Here is a 19,508-nt window from a genome sequence, read left to right as displayed (position 1 = left end):
CGCGAACGGACACTGTTGTGGTCGCGCCATGTCATCGCCTTATCTAGTCCGAAAAAACGAGACACGGCCAATTTTAAGAATTGTCTGATTCCAAACACTCGAACCCGCTCTTATCCTGCCTCATCCAAGACCAAGCGGCCGCAGCGAAACACAGTGTTCGCGCAGCGCCGGGGCGTGATTGCACAGGGATGCAAAGGGGGATGGGATGGGAGCGTGGTTTCGACATGCGCGTTGGGCCTTGTTTGGCCTGCTGGCGCCCATGTTGCCGGCGCTGGCGCAGATGCAGGACAGCGCCGCGCAGGAACTGCTGCGCCAGCAGGAACGGGAGCGCGTCCTGCGCGAGCAGCAAGAGGCCTCGCCGGATGTGCGGTTGCGGCCGTCGCAAACGCCGCCGGCCGGGCAACTGCCGGCGGACGAGGCCCCCTGCTTCCGCATTGCACGGATTCAATTGGATGGCGAGGATGCCGAGCGCTTCGCCTGGGCGCTGAGGGCGGCGGACCCCAGGAATGACCCCGCCACAGGGCGCTGCCTGGGAACCGATGGCATCAACGTGGTGATGGCGCGTGTGCAAAACGCCGTCATCGCTCGCGGGTTCGTCACCACCCGCATTCTCGCCGCGCCACAAGATCTCAAGACTGGCACGCTAGCCTTGACCGTCGTGCCCGGCCGCATCCGCAGCATCCGTTTCGCGCCCGGCACGTCGCTCAAGGCAACCGCGTGGAACGCCGTGCCGGCCAAGCGGGGCGACCTGCTCAACCTGCGTGACATTGAACAGGCACTAGAGAACCTCAAGCGCGTGCCCACGGTCGAGGCCGACATCCAGATCGTCCCGGCGGACGGCGCGGACGCCCGGCCCGGCGAAAGCGACCTGGTCATCGCCTGGCGGCAGCGCTCCCCGCCCGTTCGCTTCAGCGTGTCGCTGGACGACGCCGGCAGCAAGGCGACCGGCAAGCTCCAGGGCGGCGCCACCCTCTCGCTCGATGACCTGCTCATGTGGAATGACTTGTTCTACGCCAACGTCAACCATGACGTCTTCAACGCCAACAGCAAGGGCACCCGCGGCTACACCGCGCATTACAGCGTGCCGTATGGCTACTGGACCCTCAGCGCGACCGCCAGCGGCTACAAGTACCGGCAGACCGTTGCCGGATACAGCCAGAACTATGTCTACAGCGGCACGAGCGACAACGCCGACATGCGCCTGTCGCGCCTGGTCTACCGCGACGCCGGCCGCAAGACGTCACTCCATGGCCGGGGCTGGATGCGCAAGTCCAACAACTACATCGACGACACCGAAATCGAGGTCCAGCGCCGCCGCACGGGCGGCTGGGAGCTGGGCCTGACCCACCGCGAATATCTGGGCCAAAGCACGTTGGATGCCAGCTTCGCCTACCGCCGGGGCACCGGCGCATTCCGTGCGATGGCCGCGCCCGAAGAGGACTTCGGCGAAGGCACCTCGCGGATGAAGGTCATCACCGCCGATGCCCAACTGATGGTCCCGTTCCAGATGGGCGCGCAGCGCGCCCGCTACATCGGCAGCTGGCGCGCGCAATGGGACCGCACGCCGCTGGTGCCGCAAGACCGCTACGCCATCGGCGGCCGCTACACCGTGCGCGGCTTCGACGGCGAACTGACGCTGATGGGCGAACGTGGCTGGGTCTGGCGCAACGAAATCGGCGTGATGCTCGGCGCCGGACAGGAACTCTACTTCGGCGCCGACTACGGCCATGTATCCGGCCCGTCCACACGCTGGCTACAGGGGCGCAACCTGGCCGGTTCGGTCATGGGCCTGCGCGGTGGCGCGGCGGGGTTCTATTGGGACCTGTTCGCCGGCATGCCGCTATCCAAGCCCAAGGGCTTCCACACCGACTCGCTGACCACGGGCTTCAACCTCAGTTGGTCCTACTGACCCGCACTGATTTCGCGCAAGCAAGGAATGGGATGGCATGAACAAGAACCTCTACCGCATCGTATTCAACCGGGCGCTGAGCCTGCTCCAGGTCGTTGCGGAAACCGCCCGGCGCGATGGGCCGGGCGCAAGCACGGGGGCAGGCGCCGCCGGCAGCCGCTTTCTTGCCATGCTCAGCCCGCTGCGTTTGGCCGTGGCGCTCGCGCTCGGCCAGGCGGTCATCGTTCCACTGGCCAATGCCCGGGTTGTGGCCGACCCCAACGCACCCGGCAATCAACGCCCCACAGTCCTGGGGACGGCCAATGGCGTGCCGCTGGTGAACATCCAGACCCCCAGTGCGGCGGGCGTTTCGCGCAACACCTACCGGCAGTTCGATATCGACCAGAAAGGCGCCATCCTTAACAATTCCCGCAAGAACACGCAGACGCAACTGGGCGGCTGGGTGCAAGGCAACCCCTGGCTGGGCAAGGGCACGGCCCGGGTCATCCTTAATGAAGTCAACGCCAGCGACCCGAGCCGGCTCAATGGCTATATCGAGGTGGCCGGCGACCGCGCACAGCTCGTCATTGCCAACCCTGCCGGCATCTCTTGCGACGGCTGCGGCTTTATCAACGCCAACCGGGCCACCATTACCACCGGCAAGCCCATCATCAACGGCGGCTCGCTGGAGGGGTACCGCGTCCAGGGCGGCGCCATCCGGATTCACGGCCAAGGCATGGACGCCAGCGCCGCCAACTACACGGATCTGATTGCCCGTTCCGTACAAGCCAATGCCGGTATCTGGGCGCAGCAGTTGCAGGTCACCACCGGCGCCAACGAAGTCAGCGCCGGCCATGCCACGGTGCGCAAGCTCGCGGCCAGCGGCGAAGCGCCCGCCTTCGCGCTGGACGTCGGCGCGCTGGGCGGCATGTATAGCCAGAAAATCATGCTGGTCGGCACCGAACAGGGTGTCGGCATGCGCAACGCCGGAACTATCGGTGCTCAGGCCGGCCAACTGGTGGTCACCGCCGATGGCCGCCTGGAAAACAGCGGCACGATGCAGGCCAAGACCGACACCCGCATCGGCGCCGGCGGCGGTGTCGCCAATACCGGCACAGTCAGCGCCGGCCGCGAACTGCTCGTCGCTACCCCCAAGGACATCGACAACCGCAAGGGCACGCTCAACGCGCGCCGTATCGAGGCCGAGGCTCGATCGCTGAAGAACCGCGGCGGCGCCATCGAACAGACCGGCGCCCAGGATCTCGCGCTGCGCGCCTCGCACCTGAGCAACCGCGATGATGGCCGTATCGGTCTGGCAGCCACCGATACCGGCACGCCGCCGGGCAACGGCAGCACACTGGAAACCGGCACGAACGGCGAAACCGCCGGCACCGGCGGCGGCTCGCCGGGTGGCGGGAGTTCTGGCGGTAGCGGGAGCCCTGGCGGAGGCGGCCAGCCCGGAACCGGCACAGGCGCAGGCGTTGCGCCCCTGGCGACAGGCCTGCTGAACATCGCCGCCACGCTGGACAACGACGGCGGGCGCATCATGGCTGGCGGCAATATCGACGTCGCAGCCAGCGCCGGCCTGGACAATGCTGGCGGCCATCTCGGCGCGCGCCGGCTCGACGTAAGCGGCGGCGGCCTTGACAACCGCAAGGGCGAAATCAAGGTCGCTGCCGACGCGCGCATCGCCACGGGCCTGCTTAACAACGATGCCGGCCTGATGCAACTGGCCGGTCCCGTTGCCGTGGAGGCGCAGGACTTCTCCAACCGCGCCGGCACCTTCCAGCACAGCGGCAAGACCGATACCCGCATCCAGGTCAAGGGCCGGCTGGACAACAGCGAAGGCACTATCGCCAGCAATGCGAAGCGCCTGACCCTGGACGCCGGGCAGTTGCTCAACACCGATGGCTACATTACCCACGCCGGCGACGGCAGCTTGCAGGTTAATGCCGGTACGCTCGACAACAGCGACGACGGCGTTATCGCCAGCACCCACGGCACCCTTAGCGTGGACAGCGGCGTACTGAACAATGCGGGCGGACTGTTGCAGTCGGCCCAGGCGATGCGCGTGGACACCCACGGCCAAGCGCTCGTCAACACCGATGCCGGCAGCACCGGCGGCATCCTGAGCGGCGGCACGCTGGCGCTGAACAGCGGCAACCTGGACAATCGCGGCGGCGTCGTGCATAGCCAGGGCGATCTGGTCGCCCGCAGCAGCGGCATCGACAACCGCGGCGGCCAACTGGGCAGCAGCGCCAGCGTCGATATCGGGGCCTCGACGCTCGGCAATGGCGGCGGCCGCATCCTGGCGGGCAAGGACCTGACCGCCGACCTGTCCGGCGTGGCGGACAACAATGGCGGCCTGATGGTTGCCGAGGACGGCCTGACGGTCAACGCCGCGCAGATCCTCAACCGCGACACGCAAGGCGCGGACGCCGACAAGCCCCTTGGCCTGCAGGGCAACACCGTGGCGCTGTCGGCCAACCACATCGACAACACCGCCGGCGCCATCGCCGCCGACAGCCACATCGGCATTCGCAGCACGGGCGCGCAGGGCGTGCTCGACAACACGCGCGGCAGCGTCTCCTCGGTCGGCAGCATCGACGTCGCCATCAACCGCGTCCTGAACCAGGCTGGCACGCTGCTGGCCGGCGAGTCGCTCAATGTGACCGCCGACCGTCTTGGCGGCGACGGCAGTCTGTTGTCCAAGGGCGACCTGAGCCTTATCCTGCAGCAGGATTTCACCAACTTCAAGGAAGTGACCGCCAACGGCCGCGCGCTCATCAGCACCGCCGGCCTGCTGACGAACCACAGCCTGCTCCAGGCCGGCGACCTTGAAGTCCGTGGCGCCAACGTCAACAACACCGCCACCGGCCAGATGACCGGAGGCCGAACCACCGTCGCCGCCCGCGACACCCTGACCAACCGCGGCCTTATCGACGGCGGCCAGACCCGCATCGACGCCGGCACTCTGGATAACGTGGGCACCGGCCGTATCTACGGCGACCATCTGGCCATCCAGGCCGGCACCCTGAACAACCGTGACGAGGCGGACCGCGCCGCCGCCATCGCCGCCCGCCAGCGGCTGGACATCGGCGCCAACCTCATCAACAACCGCGAACAAGCCCTGATATTCAGCGCCGGCGGCGGCAGCGATGCCCTGAACATCGGCGGCACGCTGGACGCGAACGGCCAGGCGGCCGGGCGCGCAAACCTCATCCTTAACGACAGCGCCACCATCGAGTCGCTGGGCGGCCTGACCATCGACACCCGCCGCCTGCTCAATCGCAACCTTCACTTCAGCACCAAGCTGGTGCAGGTGGGCGGCGCCACCCAGTACCTCTACATCCAGCCCAAGGGCGACCCGAACAAGCACAACGCGGACGAATACCGCTGGGAGAGCTGGAGCCGCGCCGGACGCTACCGTCACAAGGAAACGGGCGAGGAAGTCCGCGCATGGACCCAGTACGATGTGATCCAGACCGAATACGAAACGAAGGTCACCGGAAGCGCGCCGTCCATGATCCGCTCCGGCGGCAACATGACCTTGCGCGGCGACGAACTGGTCAACGACAAGAGCCAGATCATCGCCGGCGGCACCCTCCGGGGCGATCTGCGCAACCTGAAGAACGAAGCAGTCTTCGGCGAGCACATCATTCGCGAAACAGGCACCAGCCAGTACACCTACAGCAGGTGGCGTGGCGGCCTGAAGCGCTACCACCAGCGCAAGTGGGACGCGAAGATTGCCTACACCCCTGCCGACGTTGTCGAAACGGTCGCCCTCGACATCTCCAAGGTCGTGCAGAACGCCTCCGGCGGCGGCAGCGGCTTCACTGTGGGCAACCATCAGACAGGCCAGGTCAACAGTAGCGTGGGCGGCAGCGCCAATGCGGCCGTCGAGCACAGCGTCCGCGATCCCTCGTTAGACGGGGCTGCCGGTTCGGGCGCAAACATGGTCATCCAGATGGACACCGGCGTTCCCGCCAACAGCCTGTTCCGTCGCGGCCCCAAATCAGGCAGCTACCTGGTCGAGACCGACCCGCGTTTCGCCGACTACCGCAACTGGCTCAGCTCCGACTACATGCTGTCCCAACTCGGCTACGACCCGGCCACTATGCACAAACGCCTAGGCGACGGCTTCTACGAACAGAAGCTGGTGCGCGACCAGATAAGCCAACTGACCGGCCGCCGCTTCCTGGACGGCTATGCCAGCGACGAAGCGCAATACCGCGCCCTGCTGGAAGCCGGCAGCACCTACGCCAAGGCGTGGAACCTGCGGCCCGGCGTGGCGCTGAGCGCCGAACAGATGGCCCAGCTCACCAGCGATATCGTCTGGCTGGTAGAGCGCGAGGTGACGCTGTCCGACGGCACCACCACCCGCGCCCTGGTCCCCCAGGTCTATGTCAGGGTAAAACCGGGCGACCTCGATGGCCGCGGCACCCTGATGGCCGCCAACGCCATCGACCTTGACCTTAAGGGCGATTTGGTCAACTCGGGCACCATCGCCGGGCGCACGGCAGTGAAACTCACCGGCGAGAACCTGCGCAACCTGGGCGGCCGCATCACCGGCGATGCCGTGGCCCTGACCGCCCTGACCGATATCGACAATATCGGCGGCGTACTCGACGCCGACAGCGCCTTGCTGGTCAAGGCGGGGCGCGACCTGAACGTCGCCAGCACCACCCGCAGCGACGCCAAGCAGGCGGGCCTGAGCGATTTCAGCCGGACCCACGTCGACCGCGTGGCCGGCTTGTACGTCAGCAAACCAGAGGGAACGCTGGTCGCCATGGCCGGCCGGGACGTCAACCTGATTGCGGCCCAGGTCATCAACAGCGGCAAGGACGGCCAGACCGCCATCGTCGCCGGCCGCGACCTCACGCTGGGCACCGTCAAGGTTGCCGAGCAAGAAAACAACGTCCGCAATGCCAGCAACTACCTCAAGCAAGGCTACGTGAATGACGCCGGCACCCGCATCGACACCGCAGGCGATGTCCGGCTGCAAGCCGGCCGCGACCTGACCGCCACCGCCGCCAACGTCACCAGCGACAAGGGCGCCCTGGTCGCCGTCGCCCAGGGCGATGTCGACATCCTGGCGGGCGAAGCCAGCAGCAACTGGAGCGAAGGCCGCCAGCACAAGTCCAAAAACCTGCTGGGCTCCAGCAAGAAGACCACCCGTGACAGCCTGGAAGAAACCACGGCAACAGCCAGCACCTTCAGCGGCGACACCGTGGCGGTCCAGGGTCAGAACGTCACCGTCACCGGCAGCAATGTCGTCTCCGATGCCCGCACCGTCATCGTGGCGAAGAACGATCTGACCATCCAGGCGGCGACGGAGACCGCCAGCGAAAGCCACTTCAAGGAAACCAAGAAAAGCGGCTTCCTCCATAACGGCGGTGTCGCCTTTACCGTCGGCAGCCAGATGCAGAGCGGCGACCGCAAGGACGTCAGCACCCGTGCGGCGGCCTCGACCGTTGGCTCCACGGAAGGCGACGTCACCCTGGTGGCGGGCAACCACTACCAGCAGACCGGCAGCCATGTCCTGGCGCCCAAGGGCTACATCGACATCCACGCCAGCAAGGTGGACATCATCGAGGCGCGCGAAACCGGCGCCAGCACGCAAGAGAGCAAGTTCCGCCAGTCCGGCCTCACCGTGGCCGTGACCTCGCCCGTGATTTCGGCGGTCCAGACAGGCCAGCAGATGAAAAGCGCCTCCGGTAACACGTCGGACACGCGGATGAAAGCGCTGGCCGCCGCGACCACCGGGCTGGCCGCCGTCAACGCCTACGATGCCGTCAGCGCGGACCCCAAAGCCGCCGGCGGCCTCAACCTTTCCGTCAGCGTCGGCTCCAGCAAAAGCGACAGCAAATCCACCACCACCTACGACACGGCCGCCGGCTCCACCGTGGCCGCGGGCGGCGACGTGCGCATCAGCGCCACCGGCGCCGGGCAGGACTCCGACCTGACCGTGCGCGGCAGCACCATCAGCGCGGGCGGCAATGCCCACCTCAAGGCCGATGGCGACATCAACCTTCTGGCAGCCAAGAACACCGTCGAAACCCACCGCAGCAGTTCCAGCTCCAGCGCGGGCGTGGGCGTCGCGATTTCCGTCGGCCAGGGCGGCGCCTCCATGGGCATCACCGCCAACGCCAGCCGCGGCAAGGGCAAAGGCGACGGCCAGGACGTCACCTGGACCAATACCCATGTCAGCGCCGGCAATCGCCTGACCCTGGAATCCGGTGGCGACACCCACCTGCGCGGCGCCGTCGCCAGCGGCAAGCAGGTCGTGGCCGACGTAGGCGGCAACCTCAATATCGAAAGCCTGCAAGACACCAGCACCTTCAAGAGCAAGGACAGCAACGTCGGCGGCAGCGTCACCGTGGGCGCGGGTTTCTCCGGTAGTGCCAGCTACGCCAAGTCCAGGGTAGACGCTGACTTCGCCAGCGTAAGTGAGCAAAGCGGCATCCAGGCAGGCGATGGCGGCTTCGACGTCAAGGTCAAAGGCAACACTGACCTCAAGGGCGGCGTCATTGCGAGCACGGACAATGCCGTGCTGGCGGGTCTGAACGAGGTGAGTACCGGCACCCTGACTGTCAGCGACATCGAGAATCGCAGTAAGTACAAGGCGACAGGCGTCAGCCTATCCGGTGGCTTCAGCATGAGCGGAGACGACAAGAAGGCGAACGGAACTACCAACGGCGAGGGCTCGGCCAAGAAATCCGAGAACATTCCCGCCAGCAACGTTGCAGGTAAAGGCAGCGAGTGGTCGTTGCAGAACTTTGGCAACGACGCAAGTGCTGGCGCGCCCGGATACAGCAAGGAAAGCGGCAGCGACCACAGCTCCACGCGCAGCGGTATCAGTGTCGGAAAACTTGAAATCCGCGATCAAGCCGCGCAAGAGGCCCTGACTGGCAAAATCGCTGACGAAACCGTTGCCAGCATTGACCGGGATGTACTCACCGGCGATAGCGCAAATGGGCTGACCAAGAACTGGGACCCAGACAAGCTGGCCGCTCAGGTACAGGCTCAAGCGGAAATCGCGGCGGCCTTCTCGCAGCAAGCGTACTCACAGATGGACAGGTATGTGCAACGCGAGCGTGCAGAACTTCAGGCTAAATTGAAGGATGCCAAAACACCGGAAGAGAAGTCGGCGGTCGAAAGTGAGCTACGCGATCTCAAGCTGCAAGAGCGCGCAATGAACGTGCTGATTGGAGCGGTGACGGGGTCCGGCGTTTCGGCCGTCACTAAGGAAACGCTTTCTGCTGCCGCCAGTGAAATGCGGAGGCTGATGATTGAGGACTCGATGAAATTCGCGGGCATCACCGATGGTAGTGGCGATCCGCTGAGCAACATCTCTGGCACAAGCGCCGGGGTAAATGGAGATGAAAAAAAGATAGGAGGAACACGGGTGGATCTCGACATTATTTGTGGAGCACAAAATAAGCGATGCGTTACCAACCCGGACGGATCGCTGCAACGCGATGAAAACAATATGGTCAAATTTGATATCAAGGAGACCAAAATGACCCTGGCACAATTCCTGAAAACCGACGAGGGAAAGAAAGCATCTGGAGCAACCGGTGGAATTCAGGGAGCAAAGGGAACTTTATTCGGAATTCCATATTCTCCAGGAAGCTTGGCGGATAAGGTCGTTGAGGCTTTCGCAGGAACACACGATATGATTGGCGGGAAACTGAGTGGACTTTACGACAAAGACGGAAATGCCACCCGTGACAGATCGAAGCTTGTTTCAAACGCACAAGCTACATGGTCCATTGTCGCCATAGCTCCAGCTGCACCCTTTGCGATGTCTGAAGCCTTGCCAAAGGAAGTCTGGCAAGCTATCTCCACCTTCCTAAAGGCATCAAGATGAATATGCTCGTGATCAGAACTATTCTTCCAATCATCGCCATAAGTAGCATGTTTTCAGGATGCACCATTGGTAATGGGAGAATTTGTGGCCCTCAGACACCATCAGCATATTGCGATCGAGAAGCATATCAAAAACTGTTGTATCCAACCCCAAGCAGGGATTATTGGGAGAAGGCATCGGTAAGTATTGATGGCCGCCGGAAGGATTGGATGGACTGTGGCGGGAACGTTAATGGCGGATATGGGATCTCCACGGAAGATCTAAAAGGAAGAACAACACTTGAGGCCGCCAGTATTAAGTTTGATGACATGCAGTACTGCATGATGAAGAAAGGATATAGCTATACGGGAACATGCGATGGTGAAATACCCAGCCAGTACCCTGCATGTAAAGCGATGAACAGGTGAGGAGCCTCGGTTAATGTTCAAGCGGGCGTACCTCTGACAGGTTTGTTTGTGTTGCTATCGAGATGCGGGATCGGTGGATTCTGGATGAATGGTGATCCATCAGCAGGGAGCAACATAATCCCGCTCCGCGACTATTGGGTAGCTAAAAATGAAATGACAGATAGAAGGGAAGAACAGTGGATATCCTGCGGTGGAAATAAGATAGGAGGATACGCCCTGACGGAAGAAGATATCCGTCATTTCGGTCCGCAGCGCGCCGGTAAAGTAAAGTTCGACGAGCTGCAGTACTGCATGATGAAAAATGGCTACCGTTATACAGACACATGTGTTGGTGAAATACCAAGTCAGTACCCGGCATGCCAGTCCCTAAAGCCGAATAGATGATAGAGAGCCTTTCGCGCAGCGACATGCGCAAGCGGGTTATAGCGCATTACGGAAAGGGATATGGGGGTGGGCAATGATAAGACGTTTGGCGATGCCGGGAAGACTTTTCCTGATCTTGACAGGCATATCGGTCTCTGGATGTGCGGAAAGGCTGTTTCAGCCTCCACCTCCGGTTTTCTTAAACTGGACGGCGACGGGCCGTAGCATTGTAGATGTAAAAAAAGCGCTACTTGAGTGCGGGATGCCGGAACCGAGCAGCAAGGGCTCTGAATATTATCGACTTGCTAGGAACGAACAGGCGTCAATTTCTATGTGTATGGAGAAGGCGGAATTCCATCACAAAGATGGAAGTTTATCGTGGTGCGCGAACTATCGTGAGATGAATTTGCCGGTGTGTGCTCCGGGAGCAACTGTTCCCACCCCCAGCATCAGCCGGAGATTGAATAGCCCGTATTGCAAGGCAAAGACGGACTATGAGTATTGCAAGCAGAATGCTCGCCATCCTGATGGCTGCGACAACAACGATTATGACAACCCAGTGCCAGAGTGCCTTCCTTAAGATGCGACAGCTGGGTGATAAAAGGAGAAAATTATCAAAATGAACATGCTCGTGATCAGAACTATTCTTCCAATCATCGCCATAAGTAGCATGTTTTCAGGATGCACCATTGGTAATGGGAGAATTTGCGGCCCGCAGACGCCGATGGTGTATTGCGACAAGAAAGCTTATGACGCGTTATTCAGATCCCCATCATCAATGGAAAAGTGGCAAGAAGTATCGGGACGAAATGATATACGCCAGCAAGACTGGGTGGCCTGTGGCGGATTGCCTGGTGGTGGAGTCGCAGGAATATCAGGAGGCACTAGCAAAGAGACAGCTGATTTGTCATCTAAGAAATTTGATGGCGTTCAGCTTTGCATGATGGACAAGGGCTACAAGTATACGGGTACATGCGATGGTGAAATACCAAGCCAGTACCCGGCATGCCAGTCCCCAAAGCCGAATAGATGATAGACAGCCTTTCGCGCAGCGACATGCGCAAGCGGGTCGTAGAACATTGCGGACAGGAAATTGGGAGCGGAAATGCTGAGACGTTTGGCGTTGCTGAGTCTACCTTTCCTGATGACAGCATAGCCCTGCGAACCCCGATACTAAAGCCATCCTGAGATTAAAAAACCCGGCACGAAGCCGGGTTGCTAAGCAAGGCAGTAGCTGCTTAGTTCTTGGTCTGGTCGACCAGCTTGTTCGCGGCGATCCAGGGCATCATGGCGCGCAGCTTGCCGCCAACCTGTTCGATTTGCGACTCAGCGTTGATGCGGCGGCGCGAAATCAGCGTGGGAGCACCCGCCGCATTTTCTAGGATGAAGCTCTTGGCGTATTCGCCGGTCTGGATGTCGGTCAGGCACTTGCGCATCGCCTTCTTGGTTTCTTCGGTGACGATGTTGGGGCCGGTCACGTACTCGCCATACTCGGCGTTGTTCGAGATGGAGTAGTTCATGTTGGCGATGCCGCCTTCGTAGATCAGGTCGACGATCAGCTTGAGTTCGTGCAAGCACTCGAAGTAGGCCATTTCAGGCGCGTAGCCCGCCTCGACCAGCGTTTCGAAGCCGGCCTTGATCAGTTCGACGGTGCCGCCGCACAGTACGGCCTGCTCGCCGAACAAGTCGGTTTCGGTTTCTTCACGGAAGTTGGTTTCAATGATGCCGGCGCGGCCGCTGCCGATGGCGCAGGCATACGACAGGGCGATATCGCGGGCCGCACCGGAATTGTCCTGGTGCACGGCAACCAGCGAAGGCACGCCGCCGCCCTGGCTGTAGGTGCCGCGAACCGTGTGGCCGGGCGCCTTGGGCGCGACCATGATGACGTCGATGTCGGCGCGAGGCTGAACCTGGCCGTAGTGAACGTTGAAACCGTGGGCAAATGCCAGGGCCGCGCCCGCCTTGATGTTGCCGGCCACCTGATTGCGGTAGACCTCGGCAATGTTTTCGTCGGGCAACAGAATCATGACCAGGTCGGCGGCCTTGACGGCCTCGGCCACTTCCTGCACTTTCAGGCCGGCGTTTTCAGCCTTGCTCCAGGAGGCGCCGCCTTTGCGCAGGCCAACAATGACGTTGACGCCCGATTCGTGCAGGTTGAGCGCGTGGGCATGGCCTTGCGAGCCGTAGCCGATGATGGCAACCGTTTTGCCTTTGATCAGGGAAAGGTCGCAATCTTTATCGTAGAAAACTTTCATTTAAGGTGCTCCAATACTTTCGGTATTTTGATTTTTGCTGAATGCGGGCATTCAGACGCTATGGTTAAACATTGGCCGGCATACAGCCGCCTGGCCGGTGAATAATAAATTAAAGCTTCAGGACGCGTTCGCCGCGGCCTATGCCCGATACGCCGGTGCGCACGGTTTCCAGGATGGCGCTGCGGTCAAGGGCGCCGATGAAGGCCTCGATCTTGCCTTGGTCGCCGGTCAGCTCGATGGTATAGACCTTGTCGGTGACGTCGATGATGCGGCCCCGGAAAATGTCGGCCATGCGCTTCATTTCTTCGCGCTCTTTGCCCACGGACCGCACCTTGATGAGCATGAGCTCGCGCTCGATGTGCGGCCCTTCGGACAAGTCCACCACTTTCACCACATCGACCAGGCGGTTAAGGTGCTTGGTGATCTGCTCGATGACTTCGTCCGACCCCTTGGTCACGATGGTCATGCGCGACAAGGTGGCATCCTCGGTCGGTGCGACGGTCAGGGTTTCGATGTTGTAGCCCCGCGCCGAGAACAGCCCCACCACGCGCGAGAGCGCGCCCGGTTCGTTTTCCAGAAGGATAGAAATGACGTGTTTCATTGTTTTCTCTCCTTACAGGTCTTCGGAACCGAGCAGCATTTCAGTCAGGCCGCGGCCGGCCTTGACCATGGGCCACACATTTTCAGTCTGGTCGGTAATGAAGTCCATGAAGACCAGCCTGTTTTTGTGCTTGGTGAACGCTTCGCGGATGGCCGGTTCGACGTCGGCCGGCTTTTCGATGCGCATGCCCACGTGCCCGTAGCTTTCGACCAGTTTGACGAAATCCGGCAAGGCGTCGACATAGGATTCGGAATAGCGCGAACCGTAGTCGATCTGCTGCCACTGACGCACCATGCCCAGGTAGCGGTTGTTCAGGCACAGCACCTTGGGCGTCAGGCGATACTGGCTGCAGGTGGACAGTTCCTGGATGTTCATCTGTATGGATGCTTCGCCCGTAATGACGGCGATGTCGCTGTCCGGGTTGGCCATTTGCACACCCATGGCATAAGGCAGGCCCACGCCCATGGTGCCCAGGCCGCCCGAGTTGATCCAGCGCCGCGGCTGGTTGAAGCCATAGTACTGGGCCGCCCACATTTGGTGCTGCCCGACGTCGGACGTGACAAAGGCATTGCCGCCCGTGACTTCCCACAGCTTCTGGACCACGAACTGCGGCTTGATGACGGTATCGGAGTTTTCATAGACCAGGCACTGTTTGCCGCGCCAGGTATTGATCTGCTGCCACCATTTGGCCAGGGCGTCTTTGTTGGCGGGGGTGTCGATAGCCGCCTGGGCATACAGGGCATTCAGTTCTTGCAGGACGTCCTTGACGTTGCCCACGATGGGGACATCGACGCGCACGCGCTTGGAGATCGAAGACGGATCGATATCGATATGAACGATCTTGCGCGGATTCTGGGCAAAATGCTTGGTGTTGCCGATCACGCGGTCATCGAAGCGCGCGCCCACGGCGATGAGCACATCGCAGTTCTGCATGGACATGTTCGCTTCGTAGGTGCCGTGCATGCCCGGCATGCCCACGAACTTGTCGTCGCTGGCCGGAAAGGCGCCCAGGCCCATCAGTGTATTGGTGCAGGGCGCGCCGGTCAGTTCGACCAGTTCGCGCAGTTCGGCGCAGGCATCGGACAGCACCACGCCGCCGCCCGAATAAATCATGGGCCGCTCGGCCGCCAGCAGCATCTGGACCGCTTTCTTGATCTGGCCCTGATGGCCCTTGACCACCGGCGCGTACGAGCGCATTTTGACTTCGCCGCGCTTGGGCACGAACTTGCAGTTGGCCACGGTGATGTCTTTGGGGATGTCCACCAGGACAGGGCCGGGCCGGCCGGTCTTGGCAATATAAAAGGCGCGGCGCATGGTTTCGGCCAGGTCTTTTACGTCGCGGACCAGGAAATTATGCTTGACGCAAGGCCGGGTGATGCCGACCGTGTCGCATTCCTGGAAGGCGTCTTCGCCGATGGCATTGCTGGGTACCTGGCCGCTGATGATCACCATGGGGATGGAGTCCATATAGGCGGTGGCAATGCCCGTGACGGCATTGGTCAGGCCCGGGCCGCTGGTGACCAGCGCCACGCCGATCTTGTCCGACGAGCGCGAATAGGCATCGGCCGCATGCACGGCAGCCTGTTCGTGGCGAACCAGAATATGCTTGAAATTGTCTTGTTTGTAGATTGCGTCGTAGATGTACAGTACCGCGCCGCCCGGATAGCCAAAGACATGGTCTACGCCTTCTTCGGCAAGGCAACGCACGACGATGTCGGCGCCATTGAGTTCCATATTGTATTCCTTTCGTAACCAGTACATGCGCCTCGACCGGCCAGACAGCGCCCAAGCCTAACCGGCTGCAACAACATGATCTGGCGCTTTGTGGCTCACGGAGCCATGCCACCCAGACACCTTGCTGACCCGATTCGAACTTATCGAAACACAGCACAAGCGTTCATGTGAACGCGGGAGGTAGAAACGGAAGCCTTGGCAACACACGCTTGTGGCGCGGCCAACGGCAAAGTGTTACAGGCGCAAAAAACCGGGCGGATAGCCCGGCGCACAGAGCCTTTGAGGATTTATTCGGGATATTTGAACGAATCGACACAATAATGTAGCGCTTTACCGCGACATAGGCAAATCAGGGCTCAGGTAGCGGTGGAGCACGGAACCGATGAATTCGGCATATTGCGTTGCGCTGACGCCCTGGTTGCTGTATTTGCGCCGCTTCAGGTACCAGTCTTGCATCATGGCCTTGCACAGCGAGGCCAGCAGCCGCGCGTTGACCTCGTGGAAGTCCCCCGCCGCGATCCCTTCCTGGATGATGTCGTAAAGGATGTTCTCGACTTCGAGCTCGATGGCGATGGCTTCCTTTTTCTGCTTCTCGGGTAGGCTCTTGGCCTCCATGAAGGAAAAATAGAACCAGGACTGCATGAGCTCGCTCAGGTATACATGGGCCTTGACGGCGGCAAGCAGCTTGTCGCGCGGCGCATCGATGCCCTGGGTGTAGGCCAGCATGGTGCGCCGGGTCAGCAGGAAGCCGTGGCCCTGTATCAGGCAGACCAGGTCTTCTTTGTTGCGGATGTAGGCATACAGGCCGCCTATGCTGAAACCCGAATCGGCGCACAGGTCGCGCAGCGACATGGCATGAAACCCCTTGGTGCTGGTCAGGCGCAGGGTTGAATTGATGATGCGCACCAGATTCTTGACCGCGATGTCTTCTTTCTTGATGCGAATCATGTCGCGGTTAAGGTGGTACAGCTCGCGGCAAATCTCGATTTTCGACAGGCTCAGCTCGATCTTGAATGACTCAAAATCAGCAATCATTACAGGGCTCCCGCTTATGGTTGGATCGCGCAAGTGTACGGCAGGACTACACCGACAGATAACGATGCTGCGTATCGGCGTCGGCCAGCAGGTCCTGGCTGCTGGCTTCGTGAACAATCATGCCCTTTTCAAGAATGTAGGCGCGCTGCGCATGCTTCAAGGCGAAATGCACGCTTTGGTCGGTAAATAGAATGGTGGTGGACGCGGACAGCGCATCGATAAGCGCGCCGATCTGCTTGACGATGACCGGGGCCAGCCCTTCGTTGGGTTCATCCAGCAGCAGCAGGCGCGGCTCGCTCATCAACGAGCGCGCCACCGCCAGCATTTGCTGCTGCCCGCCCGACAGCGTGGCGCCGTCCTGGTCGGCCAGTTCGCCCAGCATGGGGTATTCATCGAAAATGCGCTCTACGGACCACGAGCGCGATTCCCCCGAGCGCTGGTACTGCGCCACCTCCAGGTTCTCGCGCACGCTCAGGCCCGGGAAGATGCGCCGGTCTTCGGGCACCAGGCCTATGCCCTGGCGCGCGATCCGGTAAGCCGGCTGGCCGGTAACGTCTTGCCCCTGAAAAACCACGCGCCCGCTGCGCGGCGGCGACAAGCCGATGATGCTGCGCAAGGTGGTGCTCTTGCCCGCGCCATTGCGCCCCAGCAGGCATACGGTTTCGCCCTTTTTCAGATACAAGGAGACGCCTTGCAGGGCGTGGCTTTCGCCGTAATAGGTATGAATGTTGTCGACTTCCAGAATCATGGCGCGATCTCCTCTTCAGCGTCACCCAGATAAGCACGGCGGACCTCGGGATGCGCCTTGACCTCTTGCGGCGTGCCCAGCACCAGTTTCTGCCCGCGATGCATGACCAGAATGCGGTCCGCCACATCAAATACCACGCTCATGTCGTGCTCGGTGATCAGAAAGGTGTAGTCGCCGGTCGTGGCCAGCGCGTTGACCAGGGCGGTGACCCGATGCGTTTCATCCGGCGTCATGCCGGCGGTGGGTTCGTCCAGCAACACCAGGTGCGGCCGGGTCGCCAGCACCATGGCGATTTCCACCAGCCGTTTGTCGCCGTAACTGATCACCCCTGCCCGCCGGGACGCAAGGTCCGACAGGGAAAGCCGTTCAAGAATGGCATCGGCTTCCTGCTGTATGGGTGTGTTGCGCGAGGCGATGTTGGCCCAGCGCCGGCTGTCGCGATGGTAGGCGGTGAGCGCCACTTCGACGTTTTCGCGCACGGTCATTTCATTGAAGATATTGTTGATCTGAAATGACCGTGACACGCCCATGCGGCTGATGCGATGCGGCGGCTGCCCGGTGATGTCCTTGCCTTCAAGGATGATAGCGCCCTCGGTGGGCGCCATCCGGCCTGACAGCATGTTGTAGAAGGTGGTCTTGCCCGCGCCGTTCGGCCCGATGATGGCCAGGGTTTCCCGCGGCATCACGTCCAGCGAGACATCCGATACGGCGGCCACGCCGCCAAAGCGCTTGGTCAGGTTCTTGACCTGCAATAAGGGTGGATTCATTTGCGCTCCTGCAGCCAGTCAAGAAAAGTACCCAGCACGCCACGCCGGAAGAACATCACCATGAGCGCCAGGATAATGCCCAGCACCAGCATCCACGCATGCGTCATGCTGGTGATCCAGGTTTCCAGCAGTACGAACATGCCCGCGCCAAAGAAAGGCCCCAGGAAGTAGCCCGTGCCGCCCAATATGGACATCAGCACCGGTTCCGCCGACATGGACCAGTGCACAAGCTCCGGGCTGGCGATGCGCAGAAACGGCGCCATGAGCCCGCCGGCCAACCCGGCAAAAGCCCCCGCGATGGTGAACGCGGCCAGCCGGTAGCTGCGCACATTCAGTCCGCAAAAGGCCACGCGCTCGGGATTTTGCCGGATCGCCCGCAAGATCAGGCCGAAGGAAGAACGGCAGATCAGGTACAGCAGCGCGGTAGCCAGCACGACCAGCACCAGCACGACGTGGTAATACACCGCGGGATTGCCCAGCGTCACGTCTATGCCCAGGCCCAGCGACGTCACGACAAAGCCGGCGATGCCGTCGCTGCCGTTGGTTACTGAGCGCCACTGATGCACGACGGAATACACCATCATGCCGAAGGCCAGCGTGAGCATCGAAAAATACACTTCATTCAGGCGCACGCTGAAGAAACCGATGATCAGCGCCAGCACCGCGCCGGCAACAATGGCCGCCAGCAGGCAGGCCAGCAGCGGCCACTGCATCGACTGCAAAAGCATGGCGGTCGCATAGGAGCCGACGCCAAAGAAAGCCGCGTGGCCAAAGCTGAGCATGCCGGTGTAGCCAAAGATCAGGTTGAAGCTGGCGGCGAAGAGGCCCAATATCAGTATCTCGGTGGCAATGAAAATATAGAAAAAAGGCGCGATCCAGGGCAAGGCAATCAGCAGCGCCAGCACCAGGGCCAGCACGCACAGCGTGATCGTATTCCTCATAGCGATGCTCCTTTGCCCATCAGGCCGTGCGGCTTGAGCAACAAGACAATGGCCATGCCCACAAAAGGCAGCACCAGGTTGATTTCGGGAAAGAAGCGCCCGCCCAGCCCGTACATCAGGCCCAGCACGATGGCGCCCAGCAAGGCGCCGGTAAAGCTGCCCAGCCCGCCGATGACGACCACGATGAAGCTCTCGATAATGATCTTGTCGCCCATGCCGGGATCGATGGCGCGCATGGGCGCCGCCACCACGCCCCCCACTGCGGCCAGCCAGGCGCCGAAGGCAAACACCCCGGTGATGACCCGCTTGGTGTCGATGCACAGCACCTGCGCCATCTCGCGGTCGAGCGCGGCGGCGCGCATGATCTTGCCGACGCGGGTACGGTTGAACAGCCACCAGAGCCCGAACAGAATGACCAGGCCGATGCCCACGACGAACAGGCTGTACAGCGGATACGTGATTCCCCCGGGCAAGGCCACCGTGCCCTGCAGCAGCGCGGGCGGATCGATCACATGTATGCCGGTTCCCCACATCAGGCGCACCGACTCGTTGATCATCAGCAACAGGGCGAATGTCAGCAGCAGGCTGTCGGAGATCTCGCGCTGATAGATGAAGCGCAGCATCAGCCGGTCGATGGCGACCGCCAGCACCGCCACCCCTAGGGGCGCCACCAGCAGCGTCAGCCAAAACGGCATGCCCAGCAGCGTGATGCACGAATACGCCAGGTATGCGCCCAGCATATACAAGGCGCCGTGGGCGAAATTGATGACGTTCAGGACGCCAAAAACAATGTTCAGCCCGACCGCAATGACAAACAGAAGTAAACCTATATCCAGACTATTGAGCAAAGCCAAGCCTAAACTGCTCATGACACCCCCTAGGTTATGTCACCCGCC

At 61.5% G+C, this 19,508-nt stretch carries 13 protein-coding genes; 5 read left to right on the top strand and 8 right to left on the bottom strand.

What is annotated here, in order from left to right; all coding sequences use genetic code 11:
* The first annotated feature begins 259 nt into the window (after positions 1–259).
* The 5 genes from RE432_RS10430 to RE432_RS10410 all read left to right on the top strand — a co-directional run bounded on the left by RE432_RS10430 (position 260) and on the right by RE432_RS10410 (position 11,564).
* The gene (locus RE432_RS10430; protein WP_409079864.1) at positions 260–1,909 is read left to right on the top strand and encodes a ShlB/FhaC/HecB family hemolysin secretion/activation protein; all 1,650 of its coding nucleotides are present in this window, start codon (positions 260–262) and stop codon (positions 1,907–1,909) included.
* 37 nt (positions 1,910–1,946) lie between these two features.
* On the top strand, positions 1,947–9,761 hold the full coding sequence (locus tag RE432_RS10425) for a hemagglutinin repeat-containing protein (RefSeq protein ID WP_310933354.1): 7,815 nt from the start codon (positions 1,947–1,949) through the stop codon (positions 9,759–9,761).
* The gene (locus tag RE432_RS10420) at positions 9,758–10,168 is read left to right on the top strand and encodes a hypothetical protein (RefSeq protein ID WP_310933353.1); all 411 of its coding nucleotides are present in this window, start codon (positions 9,758–9,760) and stop codon (positions 10,166–10,168) included. The genes RE432_RS10425 and RE432_RS10420 overlap by 4 nt, the downstream gene beginning before the upstream one ends.
* Positions 10,169–10,252: 84 nt before the next feature.
* Complete coding sequence (locus RE432_RS10415; protein WP_310933352.1) at positions 10,253–10,552, top strand: hypothetical protein; 300 nt, start codon at positions 10,253–10,255, stop codon at positions 10,550–10,552.
* 598 nt (positions 10,553–11,150) lie between these two features.
* The gene (locus RE432_RS10410; protein ID WP_310933351.1) at positions 11,151–11,564 is read left to right on the top strand and encodes a hypothetical protein; all 414 of its coding nucleotides are present in this window, start codon (positions 11,151–11,153) and stop codon (positions 11,562–11,564) included.
* Between the two features lie 205 nt (positions 11,565–11,769).
* Here the strand turns inward: RE432_RS10410 and ilvC are convergent, their stop codons facing one another.
* The 8 genes from ilvC to RE432_RS10370 all read right to left on the bottom strand — a co-directional run bounded on the left by ilvC (position 11,770) and on the right by RE432_RS10370 (position 19,481).
* Complete coding sequence (ilvC, locus tag RE432_RS10405; RefSeq protein ID WP_310933350.1) at positions 11,770–12,786, bottom strand: ketol-acid reductoisomerase; 1,017 nt, start codon at positions 12,784–12,786, stop codon at positions 11,770–11,772.
* A gap of 109 nt (positions 12,787–12,895) precedes the next feature.
* Positions 12,896–13,387 carry an acetolactate synthase small subunit gene (gene ilvN / locus RE432_RS10400; protein WP_310933349.1) on the bottom strand — a complete coding sequence of 164 codons (492 nt, stop codon included), beginning with the start codon at positions 13,385–13,387 and terminating at the stop codon, positions 12,896–12,898.
* Positions 13,388–13,399: 12 nt separating this feature from the next.
* On the bottom strand, positions 13,400–15,121 hold the full coding sequence (locus tag RE432_RS10395; RefSeq protein WP_310933348.1) for an acetolactate synthase 3 catalytic subunit: 1,722 nt from the start codon (positions 15,119–15,121) through the stop codon (positions 13,400–13,402).
* A gap of 330 nt (positions 15,122–15,451) precedes the next feature.
* The gene (locus tag RE432_RS10390; protein ID WP_310933347.1) at positions 15,452–16,156 is read right to left on the bottom strand and encodes a TetR/AcrR family transcriptional regulator; all 705 of its coding nucleotides are present in this window, start codon (positions 16,154–16,156) and stop codon (positions 15,452–15,454) included.
* A gap of 46 nt (positions 16,157–16,202) precedes the next feature.
* Positions 16,203–16,904 (bottom strand): ABC transporter ATP-binding protein, encoded by a 702-nt coding sequence (locus RE432_RS10385; protein ID WP_310933346.1) that lies wholly within the window; start codon positions 16,902–16,904, stop codon positions 16,203–16,205.
* Positions 16,901–17,671, bottom strand: a complete 771-nt coding sequence (locus tag RE432_RS10380; RefSeq protein WP_310933345.1) for an ABC transporter ATP-binding protein — start codon at positions 17,669–17,671, stop codon at positions 16,901–16,903. Before RE432_RS10380 ends, RE432_RS10385 begins: the two co-directional genes overlap by 4 nt.
* Entirely contained in the window at positions 17,668–18,612 is a 945-nt protein-coding gene (locus RE432_RS10375) for a branched-chain amino acid ABC transporter permease (protein WP_310933344.1), read from the bottom strand. The genes RE432_RS10380 and RE432_RS10375 overlap by 4 nt, the downstream gene beginning before the upstream one ends.
* Positions 18,609–19,481: a branched-chain amino acid ABC transporter permease gene (locus tag RE432_RS10370; RefSeq protein WP_310933343.1), complete on the bottom strand. Its 873-nt coding sequence runs from the start codon at positions 19,479–19,481 to the stop codon at positions 18,609–18,611. Before RE432_RS10370 ends, RE432_RS10375 begins: the two co-directional genes overlap by 4 nt.
* Between the last annotated feature and the right edge of the window lie 27 nt (positions 19,482–19,508).

The organism is Pusillimonas sp. SM2304 (assembly GCF_031628915.1).
Taxonomy (GTDB): Bacteria; Pseudomonadota; Gammaproteobacteria; order Burkholderiales; family Burkholderiaceae_B; genus Pusillimonas_C.
The sequence above is the reverse complement of the archived record's forward strand: the minus strand, read 5'-3'. Positions and strand labels throughout refer to the sequence as shown.

Coding starts and splice junctions, on each gene's coding strand:
- RE432_RS10430 (WP_409079864.1), top strand. CDS start 260: ATGTTGCCGGCGCTGGCGCAGATGCAGGACAGCGCCGCGCAGGAACTG.
- RE432_RS10425 (WP_310933354.1), top strand. CDS start 1,947: ATGAACAAGAACCTCTACCGCATCGTATTCAACCGGGCGCTGAGCCTG.
- RE432_RS10420 (WP_310933353.1), top strand. CDS start 9,758: ATGAATATGCTCGTGATCAGAACTATTCTTCCAATCATCGCCATAAGT.
- RE432_RS10415 (WP_310933352.1), top strand. CDS start 10,253: ATGAATGGTGATCCATCAGCAGGGAGCAACATAATCCCGCTCCGCGAC.
- RE432_RS10410 (WP_310933351.1), top strand. CDS start 11,151: ATGAACATGCTCGTGATCAGAACTATTCTTCCAATCATCGCCATAAGT.
- ilvC (WP_310933350.1), bottom strand. CDS start 12,786: ATGAAAGTTTTCTACGATAAAGATTGCGACCTTTCCCTGATCAAAGGC.
- ilvN (WP_310933349.1), bottom strand. CDS start 13,387: ATGAAACACGTCATTTCTATCCTTCTGGAAAACGAACCGGGCGCGCTC.
- RE432_RS10395 (WP_310933348.1), bottom strand. CDS start 15,121: ATGGAACTCAATGGCGCCGACATCGTCGTGCGTTGCCTTGCCGAAGAA.
- RE432_RS10390 (WP_310933347.1), bottom strand. CDS start 16,156: ATGATTGCTGATTTTGAGTCATTCAAGATCGAGCTGAGCCTGTCGAAA.
- RE432_RS10385 (WP_310933346.1), bottom strand. CDS start 16,904: ATGATTCTGGAAGTCGACAACATTCATACCTATTACGGCGAAAGCCAC.
- RE432_RS10380 (WP_310933345.1), bottom strand. CDS start 17,671: ATGAATCCACCCTTATTGCAGGTCAAGAACCTGACCAAGCGCTTTGGC.
- RE432_RS10375 (WP_310933344.1), bottom strand. CDS start 18,612: ATGAGGAATACGATCACGCTGTGCGTGCTGGCCCTGGTGCTGGCGCTG.
- RE432_RS10370 (WP_310933343.1), bottom strand. CDS start 19,481: ATGAGCAGTTTAGGCTTGGCTTTGCTCAATAGTCTGGATATAGGTTTA.